We start from the raw sequence: 23,733 nt of genomic DNA, 5'->3' as shown, positions 1-23,733 counted from the left end.
CACTCTCAACTGTCCACTAAGATTGTCTTCTGTTCTAGACCGTTTCCTGCGCTACGTCAAAATCGATACCCAGTCCGATCCGCATTCGACCAGTTTTCCGAGTACGGACAAACAGCGCGATCTGAGTAAACTCCTGTTGGTGGAGTTGCAAACGATGGGCGTCACGGACGCTCACCTGGACGAATACGGCTATGTGTATGCCACCATTCCGGCTACCAGCCCGAAACTTCAGGTACCTGTGATCTGCTTTTGCTCGCACGTAGATACTTCTCCCGATGTAACGGGTACAAACGTAAAACCGATTGTTCATCCCAACTGGCAGGGTGAAGATCTGGTCCTGCCCGACGATTCTGCGCAGGTGATTCGCCTGGCCGACCATCCCGATCTGGCGGGACAGATTGGTAACGATATCGTGACAGCCAGCGGTACCACGCTGCTGGGGGCCGATAACAAAGCCGGGGTAGCCGAAATCATGGCCGCTACTGAATATTTACTGCAACATCCCGAAATCCCGCACGGTACCATCCGGATACTGTTTACGCCCGACGAAGAGGTAGGTCGGGGTACCGAACACGTGGACATGCTGAAGCTGGCTGCCGATTCCGGCTATACCGTGGATGGCGAAACCGTAGGTACCCTCGAAAACGAAACCTTCTCGGCGGATGCCGCCCGCATAAGCATTCAGGGGGTAAGTACCCATCCCGGCTTCGCCAAAGGCAAACTGGAGAATGCCCTGAAAATTGCAGCCGATATCGTAGCGTCGCTACCTCAAGGTACCCTGTCGCCCGAAACGACCGAGGATAAGGAGGGCTTTATTCATCCGGTGAGCGTACAGGGTAGCCAGGACGAAGCTACCGTGGATTTTATCATCCGGGATTTCACGCTGGTAGGCTTAAAGCAAAAGGAGGAGATTCTGCGCCAGATCATGGAAAAAGCGCTGACACGCTATCCAAATTCCAAAGCCGAACTGACCGTGACGGAGCAGTATCGCAATATGAAGGATGTGCTGGACAAGTACCCTCAGGTAACGGACAACGCCATCGAAGCCATGCGCCGGGTAGGGCTCGCGGCCGAACCGCGTTCGATCCGGGGCGGGACCGATGGTTCGCGACTGTCGTTCATGGGCTTGCCGTGCCCCAATATTTTTGCGGGCGAACACGCCTTTCATTCTCGCCTGGAATGGGTGTCGGTGCAGGATATGGAGAAAGCCGTGGAGGTGATCGTGGAGATTGCCAAAGTATGGGAAGAACGCGCCTAGTACCGCTTCTTACGAAAGAAGAGCGGAAGGAGCAGCGAGAAAACCAAGCCGGTCAACAGGTTGAATATCAGGCTCGATGTCTGGTAAGCTTTCATTTCAAAATAGTCTTCCATCATCTCGACCGAACTTTCAAATCCACTTCCGGCGGCAGTCCATTCCCTGCTCTGGGTCAGTACATTGTTAAAAAAATCGGGATTGATCAAGTCATAGAAAATCCACCGGCTCAGCAGGAGCATGGGTAGGGCCAGAACTGTGGTCAAAAACGCGGTTCGGAACCTTTTTCCGTAGTTCCAGGTCAGGGCGGGGTGGGTATGTTCTTTCTCCCGGATTTCCAGAAAAAGCCCTACGGACCATACCAAACTCGTCAGGAAAGTTGTCAGAGGAAGGTAGCTAACGTACCGGTCGTGGAATCCGATCCAGAATTCGAGGCACAGCCAGACAAATAACAAGACGGACAGAATAGCAGCGTACTTAAATTCGGTTCTCATAGGCGGGGCGACGAATAGTGGTACTTTGCAAATATTCAAATAAACGGCCAAAATTCCCGGTTTCGTGTTTTATTTGCGTTGCTATGGCAAAGAAAAAATCCAAATACTACGTCGTGTGGCAGGGACGGCAATCGGGTATTTTCACCGATTGGAAAGAGTGCGAGGCGCAAATCAAAGGCTTCCAGGATGCCCGCTTCAAATCGTTCGACACCCTGCCCGAAGCCGAGCAGGCCATCGACCGCAACTACTGGGAGTTCGTCACCAAGAAAGAGCAGGCCAAACCCGTTCCGAAAGCTGCTCCAACCCACATCGGGCAGCCCATTAAGGAAAGCATCGCCGTGGATGCCGCCTGGAATACCGCCACCGGCGACATGGAGTACCAGGGGGTGTACCTCAACTCGGGCGAGCGGATTTTTTTGCAGGGGCCATTCCGGGATGGTACCAACAACATCGGGGAATTTCTGGCCATCGTGCACGGGTTGGCCTACCTCAAAACCAACAACAGTACCCTGCCGATTTATACCGATTCGAAAACGGCAATGGCCTGGGTTCGGAAAAAACACGCCAATACCAAACTCGTGCTGACGCCCCGCAACAAGACGCTCTTCGAACTCCTGCAACGCGCCGAGCGCTGGCTGGCCGAGAACAAATACCCCAATAAAATCCTGAAATGGGAAACGGAGTACTGGGGCGAAAATCCGGCGGATTTTGGGCGAAAATAGTGCTCTCAAACAAACGCCACCCCTGCTTCCAACGCTGAGACAGCGTTATAGATAGAAACATGGCCAGAAATTCCTACTTCCGGTTCAAGCAGTTCACGGTGCAGCAGGATCGCTGCGCCATGAAAGTCTGTACCGACGCCTGTGTGTTCGGGGCCTGGGCGGAGGTTTCAGGAGCCGGAAGAATATTGGATATCGGTACCGGCACGGGTTTGCTGTCGCTGATGGCCGCACAACGGAATCATGAGGTACAGGTTGATGCCGTGGAAATTGATTCGGAAGCAGCAGCGCAAGCCCGCGAAAATGTACAAGGTACCCCCTTCGCCGAAAGAATTCAGGTACACCAAAGCCCCATTCAGGATTTTGATCCCGTTTATCGTTTCGACACCATTCTCGTCAATCCGCCCTTTTTTCAGTCGGATCTGCGTTCGCCCGATGCCCGCATCAATCAGGCGCACCACGCCGAAAGCCTGACTTTTTCGGAACTCCTGACCGCCGTGGCGCGGTTGTTGGAGGTAGGGGGTACCTGGCACGTGCTGTTGCCACCCGATGAGAGCAGTACCTTGACGGATATGGCTTTGGCGCAAGATTGGGTAAAGCAGCGGGAACTGACCTTGTACCACACGTACGAACGTAGACCTTTCCGCATTATGACTACTTTTGCCGGGGGTACCTTCACGCAGGAAAAGAGTGTTTCGGAACGATTGGCCATCTTTGACGCCGACGGCCAAACCCATACCCTTGCTTTTCGCGAACTTTTGCAGGAAATTTACCTGAATTTCTAATCTGCCGATGAACGACCAGCCTTTGCAAATCTCCGTCCTCATTCCCCTGTATAACGAGGACGAATCGCTGCCCGAACTGCACGACTGGATCGTCCGGGTGATGGAGGCGCACGACTTTTCGTACGAAATCCTGTTCATGGACGACGGCAGCAAGGATCAATCGTGGGAAGTAATTCGCGCGCTTTCGCTCAAAAACCCGCACGTACGCGGCATCCGCTTCACCCGCAACTACGGCAAAACCGCCGCCCTCCAGACGGGTTTCCAGGCCGTTCGGGGCAAAGTAGTGATCACCATGGACGCCGATTTGCAGGACAGTCCCGACGAGATTCCCGAACTGTACCGCATGATTACCGAGGAAAAATACGACCTCGTGTCAGGCTGGAAGCAAAAACGCTACGACCCGCTCACCAAGACCCTGCCTACCAAAGTCTACAACGCCGCGACGCGGTACATCTCGGATGTGTACCTGCACGATTTCAACTGCGGTCTGAAAGCTTACCGCAGCGAAGTGGTCAAGAACATCACGATCTACGGCGAAATGCACCGCTACATTCCCGTCATTGCCAAGTGGAACGGTTTCAGCCGGATCGGCGAGAAGGTGGTGAAGCACCAGGCCCGCAAGTACGGTACCACCAAGTTCGGGCTCGAACGTTTCATGTACGGTTTGCTGGATTTATTGTCCATCGCGTTTGTCAACAAATTCGGGCGGCGGCCCATGCACTTTTTCGGGAGCCTGGGTACCCTTATGTTTTTCTTCGGGTCGCTGCTGACGGTTTGGCTCATTATCCTCAAAGTCTACAACATCTACACGCACCAGCCCTACCGCAACGTCACCGACAATCCCCTGTTCTTCATTGCGCTCACGGTCATCATCGTGGGTTCACAGCTGTTTCTGGGCGGTTTCCTGGGTGAATTGCTGGTGAAACAGTCCATCCATGCGACGGGCGACTACCTCATCGCCGACGAAGTGGGCAGCCGTCCGGAGGTACTGGTTAGGAAAGGGTAGGGGCTACCATCTGATAATATTATTTCCGGTTTCTGGCGATAAAGGTTATTTTAGGAATTCTTTTGCCTTTGTTCCTAAAAACGCTTTATGAAACTACGATTACTCGCGGCTTTTCTGCTCTCCGGGCTGTACCTACCCCTCACGGCCCAAACCAAACTTACCACCAACATCCCCTACCAGAAGCTGGTCGAGGCGAAAAATGCCGAGGCGGTGGGCATGTCCACCGAGCGGTTGCTGCGGCTCGACAACGTGATGAAAAGCTTCGTCACCGACAACAAACTCCCCGGTTTTACGGCCATTCTCATCCGTAACGGGCAGATCGTCTACCACAAAGCCTACGGACTGGCCGACGTGGCCACCAATCGGCCCATGAAGCAGGACGATATTTTCCGCATTGCTTCCATGAGTAAGGCCATCACGGCCACGGCGGTGATGATGCTCTATGAAGAAGGAAAATTCGGCCTCGACGATCCCATCTCGAAGTATATTCCCGAATTCAAGAATCCGACGGTGCTGACGTCTTTGCGCTTTTCGGACAGTACCTACACTGCCCAACCCGCCAAATCCGAAATTACGATTCGCCAGTTGATGAGCCATACCTCCGGCCTGGGCTACGGCATGATCGACGGCGACGAACGTTTCAAGGCCCTCTACCAGAAAGCTGGCATCACGGATTTGTTCACCACCGAAGGCGTAACCATCGGCGAGAGCGTCCGGAAACTGGCTACGTTACCCCTGCATTTCAATCCGGGCGAAAAGTACTCCTATTCCGAAGGCCTGGATGTGATGGGGTATTTCGTCGAAGTCGTGTCGGGTATGCCGTTCGATGTGTTTTTGAGTACGCATCTGTTTGAGCCGCTGGGGATGAAGGATACTTACTTCTACCTGCCCGAAGGCAAGAGCGACCGCCTGGTGACCATCCACCGCCCCGACCACGGGCAGTGGGCGGCCTTTCCCGTGACTTTCTACGACCCCGACTACCCCCGCAAAGGTGCGAAGCAGTTCTTTTCCGGCGGCGCGGGCCTGTCGTCCACCGCGCGCGACTACGCTACCTTCCTGCAAATGCTCGTCAACGGCGGAGCCTACGGCGGCAAGAGGTACCTCAGTCGCGTGAATACCGAACTGCTCACCGTCTCGAACCAGACGGGTACCCTGTTCAACGGTGAAGGTGGGCCGATGTATTTTAGTCTGGGATTCAGCGTCGTCAATCCCATCGGCCACGACCGTGGGCTGGGTAGCGTGGGTAAGTTCAACTGGGGCGGGTACTTCAACACCAACTACTTTGCCGACCCGAAGGAAAAAATCGTGGCCGTGCTGATGAAACAGACCCAGCAGCTTTCCGGCGATACCAGCGAGGCGACGTTTATCCGGATGATCTATCAGGCGCTGGATGATTGAGACGAGGTACTCTTCGCAAACCATTTGAAACATTATGGAAGAGCCGATTTTTTTGGTTAAGTCTGAGGAGACTCAGATCACGGTGAAGCTATGATCATTTCGAATGAAAAGGGAGGTTTGCTGCTTTTTTCATATCAGAAAAATAAATATTTCCATACAGCAATCAACTGCCAAACTAAAAACATATGTTTAATAATAAAAATCTTACGAATAGTCTTTATATAAATTGGATATATTCGACGGGGATTACCATTTTTTTTCTCTTCATATTGGCATGTGAGACCAATCAGGATCAAGAAAAGAAGAAGCTACAGGAGGGTCTGGAGATCGGGCATAAGAGTCTCTACGGAGATGAAAAGGGTTTTGCGCATTATGCTTTTTTCGTAAAAAACAATAATCAAACGACAATAAAATCGGCTAAACTCAGCTTATTTGTTCTAGGATCAAAATCTGGGATGTCTCCCAATGAAGTTAGCTTTAAGAACTTAGTTCCGGGAGACTCAGTAAAACTATCAGTCAATCTGTATTCAGATTATTCTGATAAACAAGGTTATTCTTGCACATTCAAGGTGAAAAACATCACCTATTGAGGTGTACAACTGCCATTGTACGGGGAAATTTGAATAGAGAATGCTGTCTTGGAGGGTCTGTGATAACAAAGATCAGAGCGAATAGAGAAAATCGTAGCAGTGCTGATGAAGCAGACCCAGCAGCTTTCCGGTGATACCAGCGAGGCGACTTTTATCCGGATGATTTATCAGGCGCTGGATGACTGACCCCAATGATTGGTGATCACACAACCTGAGTATACATTTTAATTCATGGCAATCTGAAACAACCCTTTTGTATAAAAATGGATCTAACCTATTCAAGTCAACGGAAAGAGAAATTTAAAAAAGCTTCTCACATTTTGGCGAGCGCTATTATTCTGTCGCATGCCTACGGAAACTATGAAAGTGGTCATAGCTCCTATATGTATTTTGCAATCGCCGGCGTAGTGTTTTTAAGTATTGCCCTGTTCCATCATCCGCTTAAATTAAAATTTCCCTGGATCGATACCTGCTTTTTCCTGATCGAGGCCCTATTATCATTCATCATTGCGTATGAATATTTTCATATGGGTAAAAAGGGAATCCCATTCATGTATTTGCTGGCTGGGTTCTTTCAATTATCCGCCATTTATTTTTTTACAAGGCGCCTGAAAAGAATGTAAGTCCTCTTGTAGGTTTCATAGAGCGTGAATCATGTCGTTGATTCCATAGCCTGTGGACAATCAGACCATGAAGAAGAAAGGACAGAAGGAAGCACAACTCAAAACAAACGATTTAAACGGAAGTACAGCATGACGCAAGATGAACTAGCCGGACTAACCGACCAGGAATTGTTACAGGAAGTAAAGAAAAATAAATCCACAACTATCATCAATGGCTTTTTATTCGGTGTAATGATTGGCATTGCTATATATAGTACCTGGAAAAACGGTGTTGGATTCTTTACCCTGGTTCCACTGGTTTTTGCCTTTTTTGCTTTTAACAACTCCAAAAAGAGCAAAGCCTTGGCTGCGGAAGTTAAGTCTCGAAATTTAAAGTGAGGTAGGGGGAATTAGGTTCATGGTTTTTTTCTGTATTACCACAGACCTATTATGTCGGGAGGTCTGTGAGGACATAGAACATGGTAAAGGAAAACTATTTGTAATTTTAAAATATTATTAATATGAATTGGATAATAGATAATAAGGAATGGATTTTTAGTGGGATTGGCGTCTTTATAATTGGAATAGTAATTACATTTATGACACGAGAAAGGAAAAATAAATCAGTTAAAATGAAACAAAAATCAGGCTCAAATTCTAAAAATATTCAGATAGGAGGAGATTATAATGGCTAAGAGCATGAAACAAGATTCAGGGGACAATTCAAGTAATATTCAAATTGCTGGAAATGCTAGCTTTGGTATATCAGCCACAGAAGCAAGACAGATTGCAATAGATGTATTCAAGGCAAATTATTATGAATTTTCTGAAAAAGCAGCCAAAAAGGCATTAGAAAGAGCAGAAGAAATAACTGATAATTTTATAAAGAATTTTTATGAAAAAATTCCTCATTTAGAAGAAAAGTTACAAGAGCCATCTGTTCAGTCTAGTATGTTTATAGCTCAAAAAGAATATGCAAGAACAGGAGATCAAGATTTAAAAGATCAGCTTTTGGATTTATTGATCCAAAGAATTGATTCTAAGGAAAGAAGTTTAAAGCAAATTGTTTTAGATGAAGCCATCACTATTATCCCAAAATTAACGCAAGATCAAATAAATATTTTAACCCTAATTTTTTCTGCTGTTTATTATAATCATAGAGATATTAAGGACTTAAATTCATTCTTTAACTTTCTTAATATTAAAATATTATATTTTTATCCTAATAATGAACCTTCTTATTCTTTCTTTACACACTTGCAGTTTACTGGATGCTGTACGTTATTATCTGAGGGTAGTACTTATAAACCGTTTGAGCAAATTATTGTAAACAGATATAAAGCATTGTTTATCAAAGGATTTACAGAGCAAGAGTATTCAATTGAATTTGGAGAGGATTCTTCAATTTTAAGACCATTATTAATTAGGTGTATCCATAATCCAGTAGCTTTCCAATTTAACGCAATGAATGATGAAGTCTTTGAATCACAAAAGGTAGAATTAAATCTTGGGGCAATCATTGAAAAAGCTATGGCTTTTCAAAATAAATTTTTAATGTCAGATAGTGAAATAATTGAATTATTGATTTCAAATAATATTTTATTTGAAAATTTTATTAAAAATTGGAAAGAAACAGAAATTAAAACTATTACACCTACATCAGTAGGTTTCGCAATTGCAGTTTTAAATTATAATCGCGTGACAGGTGAGAATATATTAGTTGAATCATTTCTATGAATATTTTTTCCGTAGTCTGTGTACTCATAGACCTTACGATTATGTTAATGAAGGAGCAAAACACGGGAAGTGCCGATAACATAAAATACCAGCTACCCCACTAACTCCAATTTGCAATCAGGACTGAATCACTTCGCGTTACAAACACGATCACGAGCAAAATAGGGTACCCTCTACCATTGCCTAGCTAAACTTCAAAACAAATAACTACTAAATCCTTGAACCCATGAGAAAATCAATATCCACCCTAATCGCGCTGATTTATTTACTGTCGATCAATGCAGCACGGGCGCAGCAGGGTACCTCCCGCATCGTGGAAGATGGCGGTACGGGCCCGTACAGCGCCGTGATGATGACGGAGGCTTCCCTGCCTACACATACAGTATTCCGGCCCCAAGACCTCAACCCGTTTGGCAAAAAAGAAAAGCTGCCTATTATTGCCTGGGGCAACGGGGCGTGCTTCAATTCGCCCTTTGAGCACGTCAACTTTTTGAGTGAAGTGGCTTCCCATGGTTTTCTGGTCATCGCGATCGGCGTGATGCCGAAGGAAACGGGCGAACCAGTAAGGGATCGTTCCACTTCCAACCAACTGCTGGATGCCATCGACTGGGCCATCGCGCAGAATAGTGATAAAAACAGCCCGTACTATCAAAAGATTGACGTCAAGAAAATTGCCGTCAGCGGGATGTCGTGCGGAGGCTTGCAAACCCTCGAAGTGGCGGGCGATCCGCGGGTGAGTACCACGGTCGTTTTGAACAGCGGCATTTTTAAAGATCCGGCCGGTAGCAGAATGCCCGGGATGCCGGCCCTCAGGAAGGATCAGTTGAAAAAAATTCACACGCCCACGCTCTATCTGCTCGGCGGGCCGTCGGACATTGCCTACAACAACGGCATGGACGATTACGCGCAAATCAATCACGTACCCGTTTTTGTGGCGAATATGGATGTCGGACACGGAGGTACCTACAGCAAACCACACGGCGGCGAGTTTGCCCGGGTGGCCACGGCCTGGTACCAATGGCAGTTGAAAGGAGATAAGCAGGCAGGTACCTTGTTCACCAATGAATCGAGCGATCTTTGGAAGTCGGATGTTTGGACGGTCGCCAAGAAGAATATGCCCTGAAAAACACCCCACAAAAGATGAACCCGATTCCAAAATATTTCCTGTGCATTTCTACGATAGCTTTCACAGCTTTGTGTCTACTTTCAAATCCTGCCACCGCACAGAACGTTGAAAAACAGCTAAAACCCAGGATTGTGGTCACGGCCGACCCGGAACTCGACGATAACAACTCTCTCATCCGGTTGCTGCTATACAGCAGCGATTTGGAGATTGAAGGGCTGGTGTACGCCAGTAGTATGTTCCACTGGAAAGGTAATGGAAAGGGTAAAAAGTGGTTTGTGCCGGGGCGGGAATACACGCGTTTTGGCCTGGACACCTGTCCGTGTCCTTCGTGGCGATGGGCCGACAAAGAACGTTTCATTCATGAGGCCGTTGAAGCCTACGAAAAGGTGTATCCCAATCTTAAAATCCACAACCCAGGGTACCCCGCTCCGGCTGTATTGAAATCCAAAATCAGGTACGGCAACATTGAATTTGACGGAGATATCTCACAAGATTCACCGGGCTCGGAACTTATTAAATCGCTAATTCTGGATGATAAGCCAGGTCAGCTTTTTATTACGGCCTGGGGCGGACAAAGTACCATCGCCCGGGCGCTCAAATCCATTCAGGAGCAGTATCAATACACCACCGAATGGGAGAATATGCAATCGAAAATAGCCCGGAAAGTGGTCTTGCTACCCTCTGGAGATCAGGACGATACCTATGCTACCTACATCCAACTCAATTGGCCGGCCATCGAATACCGGCAATTCCGGCTTGGACCCAACTATGGCTACGGCGCGCAGCTGCGGGCCAGTCAGGACAATGCTTCGTATTTGACGCCGGCCTGGATGCAGGAAAATGTTTCCAGCCGGGGACCGTTGGGTACCCTGTACCGGGTGTGGGGCGACGGGAAACAGATGGTTCCGGGAGATAAATTGGATTATTTTGGCTTGGATGGTTTCAGCAATGAAGAATTAAAACGGATGGGCTACAAAGTGTGGATGCCGGTGCAACCCAAAGGGTCGTGGCTGGGCGAGGGGGATAACCACACGTTCATGAATATGCTGGGCAATGGCCTGCGTGCCTACGAAGCCGGATTTTACGGCGGGTGGGGTGGTCGTGATACGGGCAATCAGGCTATTTTCAATTTTTCAATGCCGGCCTCCGGTTCATCGGCTCCTGATACAAGCGCCGCGGCAATGGCCAATGCCCTCAGTACCCTGAACCAGGCCAATAAAAACGCGACTGAAACGTACCCCAATTTCTTTCCCCAGGCTCAGCGCGACTTTGCGGCCCGGCTTGCGTGGTCGGTCACGGGTACCTATGCCAAAGCCAATCATGAACCCGTTGTAAAAATTGCGGGTCCCCTGCATATCATGGCGGTGGCGGGAGACAAAATACGGTTGAACGGCGTGGTATCGGACCCGGATGGGAATGCGGTTTCCGTGAAGTGGTGGCAGTTCCGGGTAGGTACCTATCCGGGACAGGTCAGTATTCTAAATCCTGAGTCGCTGCAAACCGAAATTCAAATTCCGAAAGATGCCATCGGCGGTCAAACCATCCATTTGATTATTGAAGCAACCGATCAAGGTACCCCCGCGCTCACCCGGTACCAGCGGGTGATTGTTACGATCAGGAGTAGCTGATATTGGGAGTATATTGATTTTTATTCCGCATCCACATAACTTCACCCGACATGATAACAAGAATTTGGCATGGAAGAACGAAAGCGCAGGACGCCGACGCTTACCTGCAATACATCCGGGAGACCGGACTGAAAGAATACGCCGAAACTCCGGGCATTGTTTCGGCCAAAATACTCCGGAGAATAGAAGGCGACATTTGTCATTTTTATACCATCACTGAATGGGATACGATCCACAGCATCAAGGCGTTTGCCGGTGAAGCGTTTGAGAAAGCAAAATACTATGACGAAGATAAAAGGTACCTATTGGAGTTTGAAGAGGAAGTGAAACATTATGAGACCTTTTATTGAATCGGAATAAAATGAATGAGAAGTTAAAAATAGGATTAGACTTTGCCGCGCCTGTTCCACTGCATACTGATTTTTCAAAAGGTAATTTTGAAGGGTTTGAAGTAGACCTGATGAACCAAATAGCGGCTGAATTAAACCTTGAATTAGAATACTCAGTTTCCTTTTGGAAAGATATAATAAGAGATTTACAAGATAAAAAAATTGATGTGATTTGCTCCGCTGCGACCAAAACATCCGAACGCGAAAAGGAATTTTTATTTAGCCGACCTTACCTGGATTTTCACCTCGGTGTGGTGTGTTATCAAAGCAATAGATTAAGCCTGGATGATTTGACCGGAAAACGGATTGGTGTAAGGATCAGTACCGAAGCGGAGAAGTACCTAAAAGAAAAATTTTCTGATATAAAGTTAGAATATTCGGATAGCAACGAAGAATTATACAGCCAATTGAGAAAAAAGGAAATCGATGCCTTACTTGATGATTCGCCCATAGCGTTCGGCCTCACACAAGATAATCCAGAACTTTCCATCAGTAGCTTGCTTCCCGATACATCTGCCCAGTATGCGATCATGTTGAATAAAAATAATCTTGACTTAAAGAAAAAACTGGATGTTTGTATGGACAAATTTAGCAGCAATGGATTATTGGAGGAGCTACAACAAAAATGGTTCAAAGGAGCAGAACTTTGAGCAATAAAACGGACGATAACAAGGTGTTGGCGAAGAATCAGTTGGCAGCGTACATACCCAAGTCGATCCGAAACTCGTAAGCCGGAAATATCCTACCTTTATAGGGTACATTGATCACGTAAAAACAGTTAGACCCAAAATGACATACAAAATAGGAATTATCGGATCGGGCAACATCGGGGGTGGCCTCGGAAAACATTTTGCCAATGCCGGACATGCGGTGATGTTTAGCTCCCGCAATCCGCAGGAACTACAACCGCTGGCCGAGCAGGCCGGCCCCAACGCGCAGGTAGGTACTGTAGAAGAGGCGGCCCAGTTTGGCGAGGTACTTTTGCTGGCGTACCCCTTTGGCAAAACGCCGGAGGTTGCCAAACAAGTGGCTGACCCGGCGGGCAAGGTACTGATCGATGCTAACAACTACTACCCCGGCCGCGACGGTCAGGAGCCCGGTGAGGAAATGGAGGAAAAAGGGCTGCTCGAAAGCGAATGGACGGCCAGCTACTTTCCGGGCGCGCACGTAGCCAAGGCCTTCAACAGCATTCCCGCCAAAACGCTGGCCGACCGGGCGTTCAGTGAAGGGGTACCTTTGGCCGTTCCCTTCGGGGCTGCGGATCAGAAAGCCAAAGAAGTACTGGAGGCGATTCTGGCCAGCATCGGTTTTGTGGGCGTGTACCTCGGCGATTTGTCCCAAACTAAAATCTCCCAGCCCGACGAAAAACTCTACGGCAAGCAGGAATCGGAGGAAGGGATACGCAAGCTCATTGGGTAAAACCTGCTAACGCGGAAAAGTAATGTACATCCCCTCGACCAACCAAATGAACGACCGCAACGAAATCGTAGATTTCATGCGGCGTTTTAGTTTTGCCACCCTCATCTCGACGAAGGAAGGTACCCCTACGGCGACGCACCTACCCTTTGTAATCGAGCTCAGAAACGACACCATCGTGTTGCTTTCCCATTTGGCCAGAGCCAATGCACACTGGAGGTACCTTGAGAACCAAACCGTTCTGGCGATTTTCAGCGAGCCACACGCCTATATTTCCACCAAAAACTACGACAAAGAACTCAACGTGCCGACTTGGAATTACGTAGCGGTGCACGCCTATGGGAAAGTAGAATTGATGGAAGGGTACGAGCAGACCCTTGGGATTCTTGAAAAAACCATTGAAAATTACGAGTCTGAATACTGCGGGCTATGGAACGGCTTTCCCGAAGCATACAAAGTGAAAATGACCAAAGGAATTGTTGCTTTTGAGATGACGATCACGGATATTCAAGCCAAGAAGAAATTGAGCCAGAACCGGACGGACAGCGAAAAGCAGAAAATAATTGAATCGCTCGCGCAGAGTCAGGATACGAATGAAAAATCGATTGCGGACTATATGATGGACCTTTCAAAACCTAATGTCTCGTATGACAACGGCCGATCCTAATTCACTCATCCGGGAGGTACCCGCGCAAAAGCCAGCCAAAACGACGGCCCGGTTGGTGCGCTGGTGTGGTGTGGTGCTGGTAGTTACGGTATGGGTCAGCGCGGGCTTGTTTGGGCTGTACATCCTGGCCTTTTATGCAGCGGCGCTGTTTGGCGGCAATCTGGAAAAATGGAATAATATTTTGCCGGGATTGTATCAAAAAGAATCTGTCTATGCCACCCTGGGCATCGGCCTGCATTTTGCCATGGGGGGCATTATCCTGATGCTCGGCAGTATTCAACTGATTGAAGCCATCCGGGTCCGGTATTCCCGCTTTCACCGCTGGGTGGGGCGCGTCTATGTATCCGCCGCGCTGCTGGCGGCTATCGGAGGGCTGGTCTTTATTCTGGTCAAAGGTACCATCGGAGGCACGGTGATGAGCATCGGTTTTTCTCTGTACGGTATACTGATGTTCATCGCGGGCATACAAACCTTCCGGCACGCCCGAGCCCGCCGCATCGAAAAGCACCGCGCCTGGGCCTTACGCCTGTACGCCCTGGCCATTGGTTCGTGGCTCTACCGCATGGATTACGGTTTTTGGATCATGCTGGCCGATGGCGCCGGACATTTGGATAATTTTCAGGGGCCGTTCGACCGGGTGATGGCCTTTTTCTTCTATATTCCCAATTTGCTGGTCGCTGAGGTTTTTATCCGATCGCTTAGGTACAAAACATCGGCCGTGCTGAATGTGCTTTCTGCCCTGGTACTGCTGCTCATGATCACTTTTTTGGTGGTAGGTACCTATTATTTCACTAAAATTTATTGGGGACCAGCCATTCTTTCATGGATTATGGGTACCTGAGGCGCTATACATTCCGTTTGGACAGATCTAAAATCCAAAAGGATGACGGTAGGGAAGTCAGGGTACCCTAGACAAACTAATTGCGGACCTATGAATTAAAGCCAAAAAGTATACAAACGACGGATAATGAAACTGAATCATATCAATTTAGTGGTCTCGAATGTGGCCGAGGCCATTACCCTTTTTGAGACCTATTTCGACTTTAAATGCACCGAGGTAAAGGGAGATAATGTCATTGCTGTTCTGGAAGGCACTGACGACTTCTCGCTGGTGATTATGGCCAACAAAAATGGGCAGGCGGAGTACCCGGCGGCCTTTCATATTGGCTTTTTGCTGGACAGCGCAGACGCAGTGACAGAAACCTATGAAAAGCTGCTAAGTGGTGGGGTTTCAGTAGGAAAGGCACCAGGAAAAATCCGGGATAGCTTCGGCTTCTACTTTACATTTGACAGCCTGATGATTGAAGTTGGGTATTATGAATAGACTGGTGCCGTACACAAAGCCAATCATTCTGTAAATGAAAATCGCTATCGCCCAGATACGCTCCATGCCCGGCGATATTCCCGGCAACATCGTGGCCCACAAAAAACTGATCGATCGGATAATCTCGTACGGAGCCGACACGCTCATCTTCCCCGAACTGTCCCTGACGGGCTATGAACCTACCCTGGCCCACGCCCTAGCGATGGATCTGCACGATGGCCGACTGGATGATTTTCAGGCGCTGAGCAATTACCACCGGCTGACGCTGGGGGTAGGGGTACCTTTAAAAACTCCGCTAGGCATCACCATCAGTCTGGTCATTTTTCAACTTGGCCAGCCGAGGCAGGTGTACACCAAGAGGTACCTTCATCCCGATGAAGAGGCATTCTTCGTCAGCGGCCAGGGTACCCTGAGTACATTGGGCAGCAAAGGTACCCTCGCGCTTGCAATTTGCTACGAGCTATCCGTGCCCGCACATGCCGAAGCAGCCTCCAAGAATGGGGCGGAAATATACCTCGCCAGCGTAGCCAAAACGGCACGCGGCATCCCGAAGGCCGAAGAACGCTTGTCATCTATTGCGAAAGACTACGGCATGACGGTACTCATGGCCAACTGCGTGGGACCGTGCGAAGGTGAAGAAGGCGGCGGGAAATCGGGCGTCTGGAACAGCAAAGGGGCATTGCTGGCGCAAATGAACGAGCGTGATGAAGGTGTGCTGCTCTTTGACCTCGATACTCAGCAGTGCCAGTGCATTGGGGTTTAGGTAGGTAAAAGTACCCCTGCTTTTGTAAAAAATACCAGTCCGGGTCGTTAAAGGCCGCCTTTTTTGTACTTTATTCCGAAAAACCCCTTTATGAAACTTCGATTACTCTCCCTCTTGCTTCTCCTGGGACTGCCGCTGGCGGCCCAAACCAAACTGACTACTTCGGTTCCCAATCAGAAGCTGGTTGAGGTCAAAAACTACAAAACTACCGGTATGTCGGTCGAGCGGCTGGATCGGCTCGATGGCGTTATGAAAAGCTACGTGACAGAAAACAAGCTACCCGGTCTGGTAGCGATTCTGATTCGCAACGGGCAAATCGTCTACCACAAAGCGTACGGACTGGCCGACGTAGCTTCCAACCGGCCTATGCAAAAGGATGATATTTTCCGTATCGCCTCCATGACCAAAGCCATCACGGCCACGGCGGTCATGATGCTGTACGAAGAGGGTAAATTCAGCCTGGACGATCCCATTTCGAAGTACATTCCCGAGTTCAAAAATCCCAGGGTACTTACCTCGTTTCGTTTTTCGGACAGTACCTACACCACACAACCGGCCAAATCCGAAATTACCATTCGCCACCTGCTGACCCACACTTCAGGCCTGGGCTACGGAGCAATCGACGGCGACGAGCGTTTCCGGGCCCTGTATTACAAGGCAGGAATCGTGGATGCCTGGACAACGACGCCCCTCCGGCTCAAAGAAAATATTGCGAAACTGGCCCAGCTGCCACTGCACTTCAATCCGGGCGAAAAGTACTCCTACTCCGAAGGACTGGATGTGCTGGGCTACTTCATCGAGGTGGTGTCGGGCATGCCGTTTGATGTCTTTTTAAATACGCACCTGTTTGAGCCGTTGGGCATGAATGACACCTACTTTTATCTACCCCCTGCCAAGTATGGCCGACTGGTGACGGTCCACCAATTACAAAATGGCCGCTGGACGGCTAGTGACGGGGCCTTTTTCGACACCAACTTTCCGCGCACGGGTGCCAAAACCTATTTTTCCGGGGGCGGAGGCTTATCATCCACGGCCCGCGACTACGCTATTTTCCTGCAAATGCTCGTCAACGGTGGAGCTTATGACGGCAAAAGGTACCTCAGCCGCGTGAATACCGAACTCCTCACCGTCTCGAATCAGACGGGTACTCTGTTCAGCGGCGAGAACGGCCCGATGCATTACAGTCTGGGATTTAGTGTGGTCAATCCCATCGGCCACGACCGGGGGCTGGGTAGCGTAGGTAAGTTCAACTGGGGCGGGTACTTCAACACCAACTACTTCGCCGATCCGCAGGAGAAAATCGTGGCCGTGCTCATGAAACAAACCGTGAACGTTCCGGGCGACACCAGCGAGGCCACCTTTATCCGCATGATTTACCAGGCGCTGGACGATTGAGGTACCTTGGCGTTCGGTTGCGAGATAAAGCGCTCCTTGAACATCCCGCGTACTCTGATTTAGTCCTGATTGCTGGGTTTTGTCTAATATTTTGGTTATTTTGTGCAAATTAATTAGTAATCCAACCAAAAAATTTACGACAGAAGTATGGTAATCAAGGTAATTGAAATCATGGCCAGTTCAAGTAAAAGCTGGGAAGACGCCGCCCAAAACGCCCTCAATGAAGCATCCAAGAGCATACGGGGTATTAAATCGATCTATATTCACGAAACGAGCGCCACTGTAGAAGACGGTAAGATCGCCCAGTACCGGGTCAACTGTAAAATCAGTTTTGAAGTGCAGTAACACCCCAAAGTTGCAAACGATATACGATGAAGCAGGAGCGGCCGGAAGGTCGCTCCTGCTTTTTTTTAACTGAATTTTGAAGAAATCGGAAATACGTAGTTGTACATTTCCGTGGGTTATTGGCTTGGGAAAGATTATCTTTGCACCGTAATTTGATTAAACCAAGACATAACCATGAACGCAAACGTACATAAGGCCCATCCGTGGCACGGTATCCCGATCGGTGAGAAATCGCCCGAAATCGTGACGGCCTTTATAGAAATTGTTCCTACCGATACCGTTAAGTACGAAATCGATAAGCAGACGGGGTACCTCAAGATCGACCGCCCGCAGAAATATTCCAACATTGTCCCCGCTCTGTACGGGTTCATTCCCAAAACCTACTGCGGCGAACAAATTGCGCTATTGGCGCAGGAACGCTCGGGCCGTGAGGTGACCGAGGGCGATGGCGACCCGCTGGATATCTGTGTACTGTGCGAGAAGATCATTTCGCACGGCGACATTATCTGCGAAGCGCGTCCCATCGGTGGCATCCGCCTGATCGACAAGGGCGAAGCGGATGACAAAATCATCGCCGTCCTCAAAGGCGACGAAGTCTATGGTTCCTATCAGGATCTCAACGAGGTACCTGCCAACGTGGTGGAGCGCCTGAAGCATTACTTCCTGACCTACAAAAACCTGCCCGGCGAAACGGCCCTCATCGAAATAGCGAATGTTTACGGCCGCGAAGAAGCCCACGAGGTAATCCGTACCTCGGTGGAGGATTACAAGCAGTCGTTTTATTGATTCATGACAAAGCCTACGGTGTACCTTGATACTTCGGTAATCAACTTCCTATTTGCGGACGATGCCCCGGAGAAGAAAGAGATTACAGAAGCCTTTTTTGAGGATTTTATCAAATTGTCAATCTACGATACCTATATCACAGAATATGTACTTGATGAAATAAACCAAACTCGGAACGAGGAAAACAGAAACCGCCTACTGCGTGTTTTTCAGGAATATCCTATTTCGTTACTGCCACTGAAAGAATCGGCAGAAGTAGTTTCTCTGGCAGAGGCGTATCTGGACGGAACCATATTGCCTGTCAGAAAAATCCTTGATGCTCTGCACGTTGCATGCTGCACTGTTGCCAAGATCGACTATCTGGTAAGCTGGAACTTTAAACATTTAGCGAACATTAATAGAGAGCAGCGTATTCTTGCCAAAAACTACGAGCTCGGTTATAAATATCCTTTAAAAATCATTACACCCATTGAGCTTATTGATTATGGAACCTAAAATATCAAAAGCCCAACTTGAAGTCTGGGAATGGAAGGAAAAGCTTTATGAAGAGTTTAAAGACATGCCTCTGCGTGAAGCAATGCAAATTATGCATGATCGCACTCAACCCATTATCGAAGAAATTTACAGGAAAAAGCGCGAAAAGGTGGGGAAAGAAAATGACTCATCCGCTGCCATTCAATAGTACGACCTTGACAATATAATATCCCATTGAGCTACCAAGAAGAAATAAAAAAACGCCGGACATTTGCCATCATCAGTCACCCTGATGCAGGTAAAACTACACTGACCGAAAAATTGCTGCTGTTTGGCGGAGCCATCCAGACGGCCGGGGCCGTGAAGTCCAATAAAATTAAGAAAACCGCTACCTCCGACTTCATGGAAATCGAGAAGCAGCGCGGTATTTCGGTGGCTACCTCGGTGATGACGTTTGAGTATAAAGATCTGCTGATTAATATTCTGGACACGCCGGGCCACAAGGATTTTGCCGAGGATACCTACCGTACCCTCACGGCGGTGGATAGTGTAATCCTGGTCATCGACTGCGTGAAAGGCGTGGAGGAACAGACCGAACGCCTGATGGAGGTATGCCGGATGCGAAAGACACCCGTCATTATTTTTATCAACAAGCTCGACCGCGAGGGACAAAGTCCGTTCGATCTGCTAGATGAATTAGAAGACAAGCTCAAAATCAGGGTACGCCCGCTGACGTGGCCCATCAACATGGGCGCGCAGTTCAAGGGGGTCTACAGCCTGTATGAGAAGAAGTTGTATTTCTTCCGCATTAATAAAACCAAGATTGAGGAAGATGTGGTGGAGATTGGTCTGGACGACGAAAAACTCCCCAAACTACTGGGCGAGCGCGATGCGGCTACCCTGCGCGAAGAAGTGGAACTGATCGAAGGTGTGTACGATCCGTTTTCGGAAGAAGCCTACGATGCGGGCGAGCTGGCTCCCGTGTTTTTTGGGAGCGCCATCAACAATTTTGGGGTAAAAGAATTGCTGGATACTTTCTGTGAAATTTCACCTACCCCCCAGCCGCGCCCGACCGACGTGCGGCCCGTGGAACCGACCGAAGATAAGCTGAGTGGCTTCGTGTTCAAGATTCACGCGAACCTCGATCCGCGCCATCGCGACCGCATCGCGTTTTTCCGGGTTTGTTCGGGCAAATTCGAGCGGCGCAAGTTTTACCACCACGTACGGCTGAACAAGGACGTGCGGTTTTCGAGTCCCTTCACGTTCATGGCTTCTGACAAAAGTATTCTGGAAGAGGGGTACCCTGGCGATGTGGTGGGCTTGTATGACACCGGAAATTTCAAGATTGGCGACACGCTCACCGAAGGGGAGGATTTGCAATTTTCGGGTATCCCCAATTTCTCGCCGGAGATATTCAAGGAGCTGGTCAATCTGGATCCTATGAAATCCAAGCAATTGGATAAAGGCGTGCAGCAACTTACCGACGAAGGCGTAGCGCAGCTATTTACGCTGGAACTGGGCAATCGGAAAATCGTAGGTACCGTAGGTGAACTGCAATTTGATGTGATCCAGTACCGCCTCGAAAACGAGTACGGAGCAAAGTGTCGCTGGGTACCTATGAATATTTCCCGCGCCTGCTGGATCACGGCCGACGACAAACAGAAACTCGCCGAATTCATCCGTTTGAAAGGCAACCAGATCGCTTACGACAAAGACAATAATCCCGTTTTTCTGGCCGAATCGGAATGGATGATTCGCATGAATCGCGAGAACAACCCCGGCATTCAGTTCCACTTCACGTCGGAATTTAAAACGGAAGCCGTTATTTAATGATGAAAGCCGAGTGATGAATGTTTTTTATAGCATTCATCACTCGGCTTTCAACACGCATCATTACCTCGGTCCGCGTTGACCGCCGCCACCGCGTTGGGCGCGCATTTCGGCTTCCATTTCTTCATACTTCTTTGCTTGATCCGGGGTCAGGATAGCCGCCAGGTTTTTCTGGAATTCTTCGTTGGCGGTTCTCATTCCATCCCGGTTTTGTGATTCGCGCAGCTCCTGCATTTTATTTACCCGAGCCAGTTGCAGCGTGTACACTTGCTTCTGCTGATCCTCGGACAACCCGAGCTTCTCCGTCATCATCTTCGTCTGCCGCTCGGCCCGTACTTCGGGAGTAGCGTTGCCACCACCGCGTTGTTGTGCGTAGGAAGCGGTACCCAGTACCAGCAAGCCCAGCATGATCATTAATTTTCTCATTTCTAGAAGTCGTTTATTGGTTAGAACGGGGATTAGAGATCAAATATTGGAGGAAGTTTAATGAGTAATTATTCAGACAGAATAAATTCTTCCGCCAGCGGAGTAGAGGGTAGGTCGGTGAGGGTTTTATGTGCTATAAATCGTCCCTCAAGGGTAGGTTTTCCGGTTTTCGGTATCCTGTACAAAACAAGTCCATCGCATATGCAGCGTACCCGTTCATTCCTCTTTGCCTGTCTTTCTATTCTGCTGGCGGGCAAACCATTAATGGCCCAAAAGACCGCAACTTCCACAAAGCAGGCCTCGGTCCAACCCAACATTATTTTCATCCTCACCGACGACCAGCGCTGGGATGCGCTCGGCTACGCGGGTAATAAACTCATTCATACCCCCGAAATGGATAAATTGGCGCGTCAGGGAGTGTATTTCAAAAACGCGGCGGTAAGTACCCCCATCTGCGCGGCCAGCCGGGCTACTTTATTGAGCGGGATGTACGAGCGTAGCCATCGGTACAGCTTCACGACGGGGCCGATTCGGGACGAGTACATGGAGACTGCCTACCCCAAGGTATTGCGGGACGCGGGCTACTACACGGGCTTTTTCGGGAAATTTGGGGTAAAGTATAAGGATAAAGAGAAGCTTTTCGATGTACATGACGATTACGACCGCGGCCCGTACCCCGACCGGCGGGGGTACTACTACAAGAAAATCGGCAACGATACTGTCCATCTGACGCGCTACACCGGGCAACAGGCGCTGGATTTCCTGGATAAAGCCCCCAAAGACAAGCCCTTTTGCCTGTCATTGAGTTTCAGCGCGCCGCATGCCCATGATTCCGCTAAGGATCAGTACTTCTGGCAAAAGGAAACGGATCATCTGCTGGCAAGTACCGAGATGCCCAAGGCCGATCTTAGCGAAGACATGTACTTCAACCGGCTGCCCAAACCCGTCCGTGACGGCTTTAACCGGACCCGGTGGTACTGGCGTTACGACACGCCCGAAAAGTACCAGCATAGCGTTAAGGGCTACTACCGTATGATTTCGGGGATCGATCTGGAAATTGCCAAAATCCGGGAACGCCTGAAAGCAACGGGGCAGGATCAGAATACGATCATTATTCTCATGGGTGACAATGGGTACTTTATGGGCGAGCGGCAGTTGGCAGGCAAGTGGCTGATGTACGATAACTCCATCCGGGTACCCCTGATTATCTACGATCCGCGCCTCAATAAACATCTGGATCTGGACGAAATGGCCCTGAATGTCGATGTGCCGAAAACAATTCTGGACATCGCCGGGGTGAAGGCGCCCACCAAATGGCAGGGAAAAAGCCTGTATCCGCTCGTGAAAGGTACCACCAAAAGTCTGCAACGCGATACCATTCTGATCGAGCATCTGTGGGAGTTTGCCAACATCCCGCCCAGCGAGGGCATCCGGACCAAAGATTGGAAGTACTTCCGCTATGTGAACGACAAATCCACCGAAGAGCTGTATTCGCTCAAAGGCGATCCGAAGGAAATCCGTAACCTGGCGGCTGACCCTAAATATAAAAAACAACTGCTGGCTCTACGCAAGAAAAACGACGAGTTAGCCCAAAGGTTCAGCGACGGAAATTCGGCTCCCCCCACAAACCTGACCGTAGATTGGACACAGACCGGTGGGCAAAAAGTACTGACTGAAGCCGCTACGCCGTTTCGCTGGACCACACCCTCGTACGCAGGCAAGGAAACTTCCTATCAGGTGTTGGTATCTTCTTCTCCCGAAAAAAGTGAACAGAATCTGGGCGACGTGTGGGATAGCGGACAGATGAAGGACAAATCGGCGGCCGGCGTTTCGGGCGAATTTGCCAATGCCACCACCAAGGCACCTTCCAGCCCCAGGGTACCCCTGCAAGCCAATACCGACTATTTCTGGAAAGTCAGGATCTGGGACAAAGACAACCGCGTGTCGGAATATTCACCCACTCAGCTGTTCAAGGTGACTGACTGATTCTTTAAAGAACTGAACGTCGTCCTGTAAGTCTTCTCCTATCCCATATTCCAGATTTGACAACTTTTTGAAAGTTGTCAAATCTCACACATAAGCTAATCATCGGCCCTGACAGCTTCCTTAAAAGTTATCAGGGCCTCTGTTTAAAAAAAGCCATTAACCATTAGCTAATAGCTATTTACAAATTCCCCTTCACCAGACTTTCCCATTCGTCCTGCAAGGTACCTTCGGGCATGGTACTTCCGGCCCGGCGGTACCAGTAGTTCGCATTCCAGGTATCGCCTTCCACGCGGTGCAGGTAGGCGTGCAGCCGATCGTAGGCGCGGGTACCTTCCTGCGATTGCGCCACATGGTGGGCGGCTTCCCAGTCGCCTTTAGCGTCGTGCCAAAGGGCCGCCAGTATTGGGTTCAGTCCCGTGGCGGGCGTGTCATTTTTCAGCGATTCCTTAAATTCCGTATACGTCATGGGGTTACTAGTAGGTGTTGTGAAGGTAAATGGCCAAACGAAAAAATAAAGCTAAGGCCTGGTGGTTTGATTAAAAAAAATACCAGCATTTTTCCTGAAATGTACTCGAATTTTTAGTTTTTGATTATT

Annotated in this window: 28 protein-coding genes; 25 read left to right on the top strand and 3 right to left on the bottom strand. The window is 49.1% G+C overall.

The window, feature by feature from the left end:
- Positions 1-22: 22 nt before the first annotated feature.
- Positions 23-1,258, top strand: coding sequence for a peptidase T (gene pepT, locus GBK04_RS03555; protein WP_152756911.1), 1,236 nt, complete (start codon positions 23-25; stop codon positions 1,256-1,258).
- On the opposite strand, the gene GBK04_RS03550 is transcribed toward pepT, so the two are convergent.
- Positions 1,255-1,746, bottom strand: a complete 492-nt coding sequence (locus GBK04_RS03550; RefSeq protein ID WP_152756909.1) for a DUF4199 domain-containing protein — start codon at positions 1,744-1,746, stop codon at positions 1,255-1,257. The genes pepT and GBK04_RS03550 overlap by 4 nt on opposite strands.
- A gap of 83 nt (positions 1,747-1,829) precedes the next feature.
- On the opposite strand from GBK04_RS03550, the gene GBK04_RS03545 reads away from it, so the two are divergent.
- The 23 genes from GBK04_RS03545 (at position 1,830) to GBK04_RS03440 (ending at position 20,726) form a co-directional block, all read left to right on the top strand.
- Positions 1,830-2,468, top strand: coding sequence for a ribonuclease H1 domain-containing protein (locus GBK04_RS03545; protein WP_152756907.1), 639 nt, complete (start codon positions 1,830-1,832; stop codon positions 2,466-2,468).
- A 59-nt stretch (positions 2,469-2,527) separates the two neighbouring features.
- The gene (locus tag GBK04_RS03540; RefSeq protein ID WP_152756904.1) at positions 2,528-3,250 is read left to right on the top strand and encodes a tRNA1(Val) (adenine(37)-N6)-methyltransferase; all 723 of its coding nucleotides are present in this window, start codon (positions 2,528-2,530) and stop codon (positions 3,248-3,250) included.
- A 7-nt stretch (positions 3,251-3,257) separates the two neighbouring features.
- The gene (locus GBK04_RS03535) at positions 3,258-4,256 is read left to right on the top strand and encodes a glycosyltransferase family 2 protein (RefSeq protein WP_152756902.1); all 999 of its coding nucleotides are present in this window, start codon (positions 3,258-3,260) and stop codon (positions 4,254-4,256) included.
- An 87-nt stretch (positions 4,257-4,343) separates the two neighbouring features.
- Positions 4,344-5,654, top strand: a complete 1,311-nt coding sequence (locus GBK04_RS03530) for a serine hydrolase domain-containing protein (RefSeq protein WP_152756900.1) — start codon at positions 4,344-4,346, stop codon at positions 5,652-5,654.
- 853 nt (positions 5,655-6,507) lie between these two features.
- Positions 6,508-6,867, top strand: coding sequence for a hypothetical protein (locus tag GBK04_RS03525; protein WP_152756898.1), 360 nt, complete (start codon positions 6,508-6,510; stop codon positions 6,865-6,867).
- 24 nt (positions 6,868-6,891) lie between these two features.
- Complete coding sequence (locus GBK04_RS03520; protein WP_373330685.1) at positions 6,892-7,245, top strand: hypothetical protein; 354 nt, start codon at positions 6,892-6,894, stop codon at positions 7,243-7,245.
- Between the two features lie 122 nt (positions 7,246-7,367).
- Positions 7,368-7,541 carry a hypothetical protein gene (locus tag GBK04_RS30305; RefSeq protein ID WP_373330684.1) on the top strand — a complete coding sequence of 58 codons (174 nt, stop codon included), beginning with the start codon at positions 7,368-7,370 and terminating at the stop codon, positions 7,539-7,541.
- A 4-nt stretch (positions 7,542-7,545) separates the two neighbouring features.
- Positions 7,546-8,583 (top strand): LPO_1073/Vpar_1526 family protein, encoded by a 1,038-nt coding sequence (locus GBK04_RS03515; protein WP_152756894.1) that lies wholly within the window; start codon positions 7,546-7,548, stop codon positions 8,581-8,583.
- Between the two features lie 226 nt (positions 8,584-8,809).
- Positions 8,810-9,706, top strand: a complete 897-nt coding sequence (locus GBK04_RS03510) for a poly(ethylene terephthalate) hydrolase family protein (protein ID WP_152756892.1) — start codon at positions 8,810-8,812, stop codon at positions 9,704-9,706.
- Between the two features lie 17 nt (positions 9,707-9,723).
- Positions 9,724-11,337: a nucleoside hydrolase-like domain-containing protein gene (locus GBK04_RS03505; protein WP_152756890.1), complete on the top strand. Its 1,614-nt coding sequence runs from the start codon at positions 9,724-9,726 to the stop codon at positions 11,335-11,337.
- A gap of 50 nt (positions 11,338-11,387) precedes the next feature.
- On the top strand, positions 11,388-11,687 hold the full coding sequence (locus tag GBK04_RS03500) for an antibiotic biosynthesis monooxygenase (protein ID WP_152756888.1): 300 nt from the start codon (positions 11,388-11,390) through the stop codon (positions 11,685-11,687).
- 11 nt (positions 11,688-11,698) lie between these two features.
- Complete coding sequence (locus GBK04_RS03495) at positions 11,699-12,376, top strand: substrate-binding periplasmic protein (RefSeq protein ID WP_152756886.1); 678 nt, start codon at positions 11,699-11,701, stop codon at positions 12,374-12,376.
- Positions 12,377-12,515: 139 nt separating this feature from the next.
- Entirely contained in the window at positions 12,516-13,145 is a 630-nt protein-coding gene (locus GBK04_RS03490; RefSeq protein WP_152756884.1) for an NADPH-dependent F420 reductase, read from the top strand.
- 22 nt (positions 13,146-13,167) lie between these two features.
- On the top strand, positions 13,168-13,809 hold the full coding sequence (locus tag GBK04_RS03485) for an FMN-binding negative transcriptional regulator (protein WP_152756882.1): 642 nt from the start codon (positions 13,168-13,170) through the stop codon (positions 13,807-13,809).
- Entirely contained in the window at positions 13,790-14,650 is an 861-nt protein-coding gene (locus tag GBK04_RS03480) for a DUF2306 domain-containing protein (RefSeq protein ID WP_152756880.1), read from the top strand. Before GBK04_RS03485 ends, GBK04_RS03480 begins: the two co-directional genes overlap by 20 nt.
- 126 nt (positions 14,651-14,776) lie before the next feature.
- Positions 14,777-15,133 carry a VOC family protein gene (locus GBK04_RS03475; RefSeq protein WP_152756878.1) on the top strand — a complete coding sequence of 119 codons (357 nt, stop codon included), beginning with the start codon at positions 14,777-14,779 and terminating at the stop codon, positions 15,131-15,133.
- 34 nt (positions 15,134-15,167) lie between these two features.
- Positions 15,168-15,896 (top strand): carbon-nitrogen hydrolase family protein, encoded by a 729-nt coding sequence (locus GBK04_RS03470; RefSeq protein WP_152756876.1) that lies wholly within the window; start codon positions 15,168-15,170, stop codon positions 15,894-15,896.
- Positions 15,897-15,986: 90 nt separating this feature from the next.
- Positions 15,987-17,291, top strand: coding sequence for a serine hydrolase domain-containing protein (locus GBK04_RS03465; RefSeq protein WP_152756874.1), 1,305 nt, complete (start codon positions 15,987-15,989; stop codon positions 17,289-17,291).
- Positions 17,292-17,438: 147 nt separating this feature from the next.
- Positions 17,439-17,636 carry a dodecin family protein gene (locus GBK04_RS03460; RefSeq protein ID WP_152756872.1) on the top strand — a complete coding sequence of 66 codons (198 nt, stop codon included), beginning with the start codon at positions 17,439-17,441 and terminating at the stop codon, positions 17,634-17,636.
- Positions 17,637-17,810: 174 nt separating this feature from the next.
- The gene (locus GBK04_RS03455; RefSeq protein ID WP_152756870.1) at positions 17,811-18,422 is read left to right on the top strand and encodes an inorganic pyrophosphatase; all 612 of its coding nucleotides are present in this window, start codon (positions 17,811-17,813) and stop codon (positions 18,420-18,422) included.
- Between the two features lie 3 nt (positions 18,423-18,425).
- On the top strand, positions 18,426-18,917 hold the full coding sequence (locus GBK04_RS03450) for a PIN domain-containing protein (protein WP_152756868.1): 492 nt from the start codon (positions 18,426-18,428) through the stop codon (positions 18,915-18,917).
- Entirely contained in the window at positions 18,907-19,104 is a 198-nt protein-coding gene (locus GBK04_RS03445) for a hypothetical protein (RefSeq protein WP_152756866.1), read from the top strand. Before GBK04_RS03450 ends, GBK04_RS03445 begins: the two co-directional genes overlap by 11 nt.
- A gap of 26 nt (positions 19,105-19,130) precedes the next feature.
- A complete protein-coding gene (locus GBK04_RS03440) occupies positions 19,131-20,726 on the top strand; it encodes a peptide chain release factor 3 (protein ID WP_152756864.1) in 1,596 nt (531 codons plus the stop codon).
- Positions 20,727-20,789: 63 nt separating this feature from the next.
- On the opposite strand, the gene GBK04_RS03435 is transcribed toward GBK04_RS03440, so the two are convergent.
- Positions 20,790-21,152 carry a DUF4890 domain-containing protein gene (locus tag GBK04_RS03435; RefSeq protein ID WP_152756862.1) on the bottom strand — a complete coding sequence of 121 codons (363 nt, stop codon included), beginning with the start codon at positions 21,150-21,152 and terminating at the stop codon, positions 20,790-20,792.
- Between the two features lie 201 nt (positions 21,153-21,353).
- Between GBK04_RS03435 and GBK04_RS03430 the strand changes: the two genes are divergently transcribed.
- The gene (locus GBK04_RS03430; protein WP_152756860.1) at positions 21,354-23,138 is read left to right on the top strand and encodes a sulfatase family protein; all 1,785 of its coding nucleotides are present in this window, start codon (positions 21,354-21,356) and stop codon (positions 23,136-23,138) included.
- A gap of 178 nt (positions 23,139-23,316) precedes the next feature.
- On the opposite strand, the gene GBK04_RS03425 is transcribed toward GBK04_RS03430, so the two are convergent.
- Complete coding sequence (locus GBK04_RS03425) at positions 23,317-23,604, bottom strand: hypothetical protein (protein WP_152756858.1); 288 nt, start codon at positions 23,602-23,604, stop codon at positions 23,317-23,319.
- Positions 23,605-23,733 lie beyond the last annotated feature (129 nt).

Source organism: Salmonirosea aquatica, assembly GCF_009296315.1.
Taxonomy (GTDB): domain Bacteria; phylum Bacteroidota; class Bacteroidia; order Cytophagales; family Spirosomataceae; genus Salmonirosea; species Salmonirosea aquatica.
Note: the sequence above shows the minus strand (reverse complement) of the source record. Positions and strands in the feature narration are given on the sequence as shown.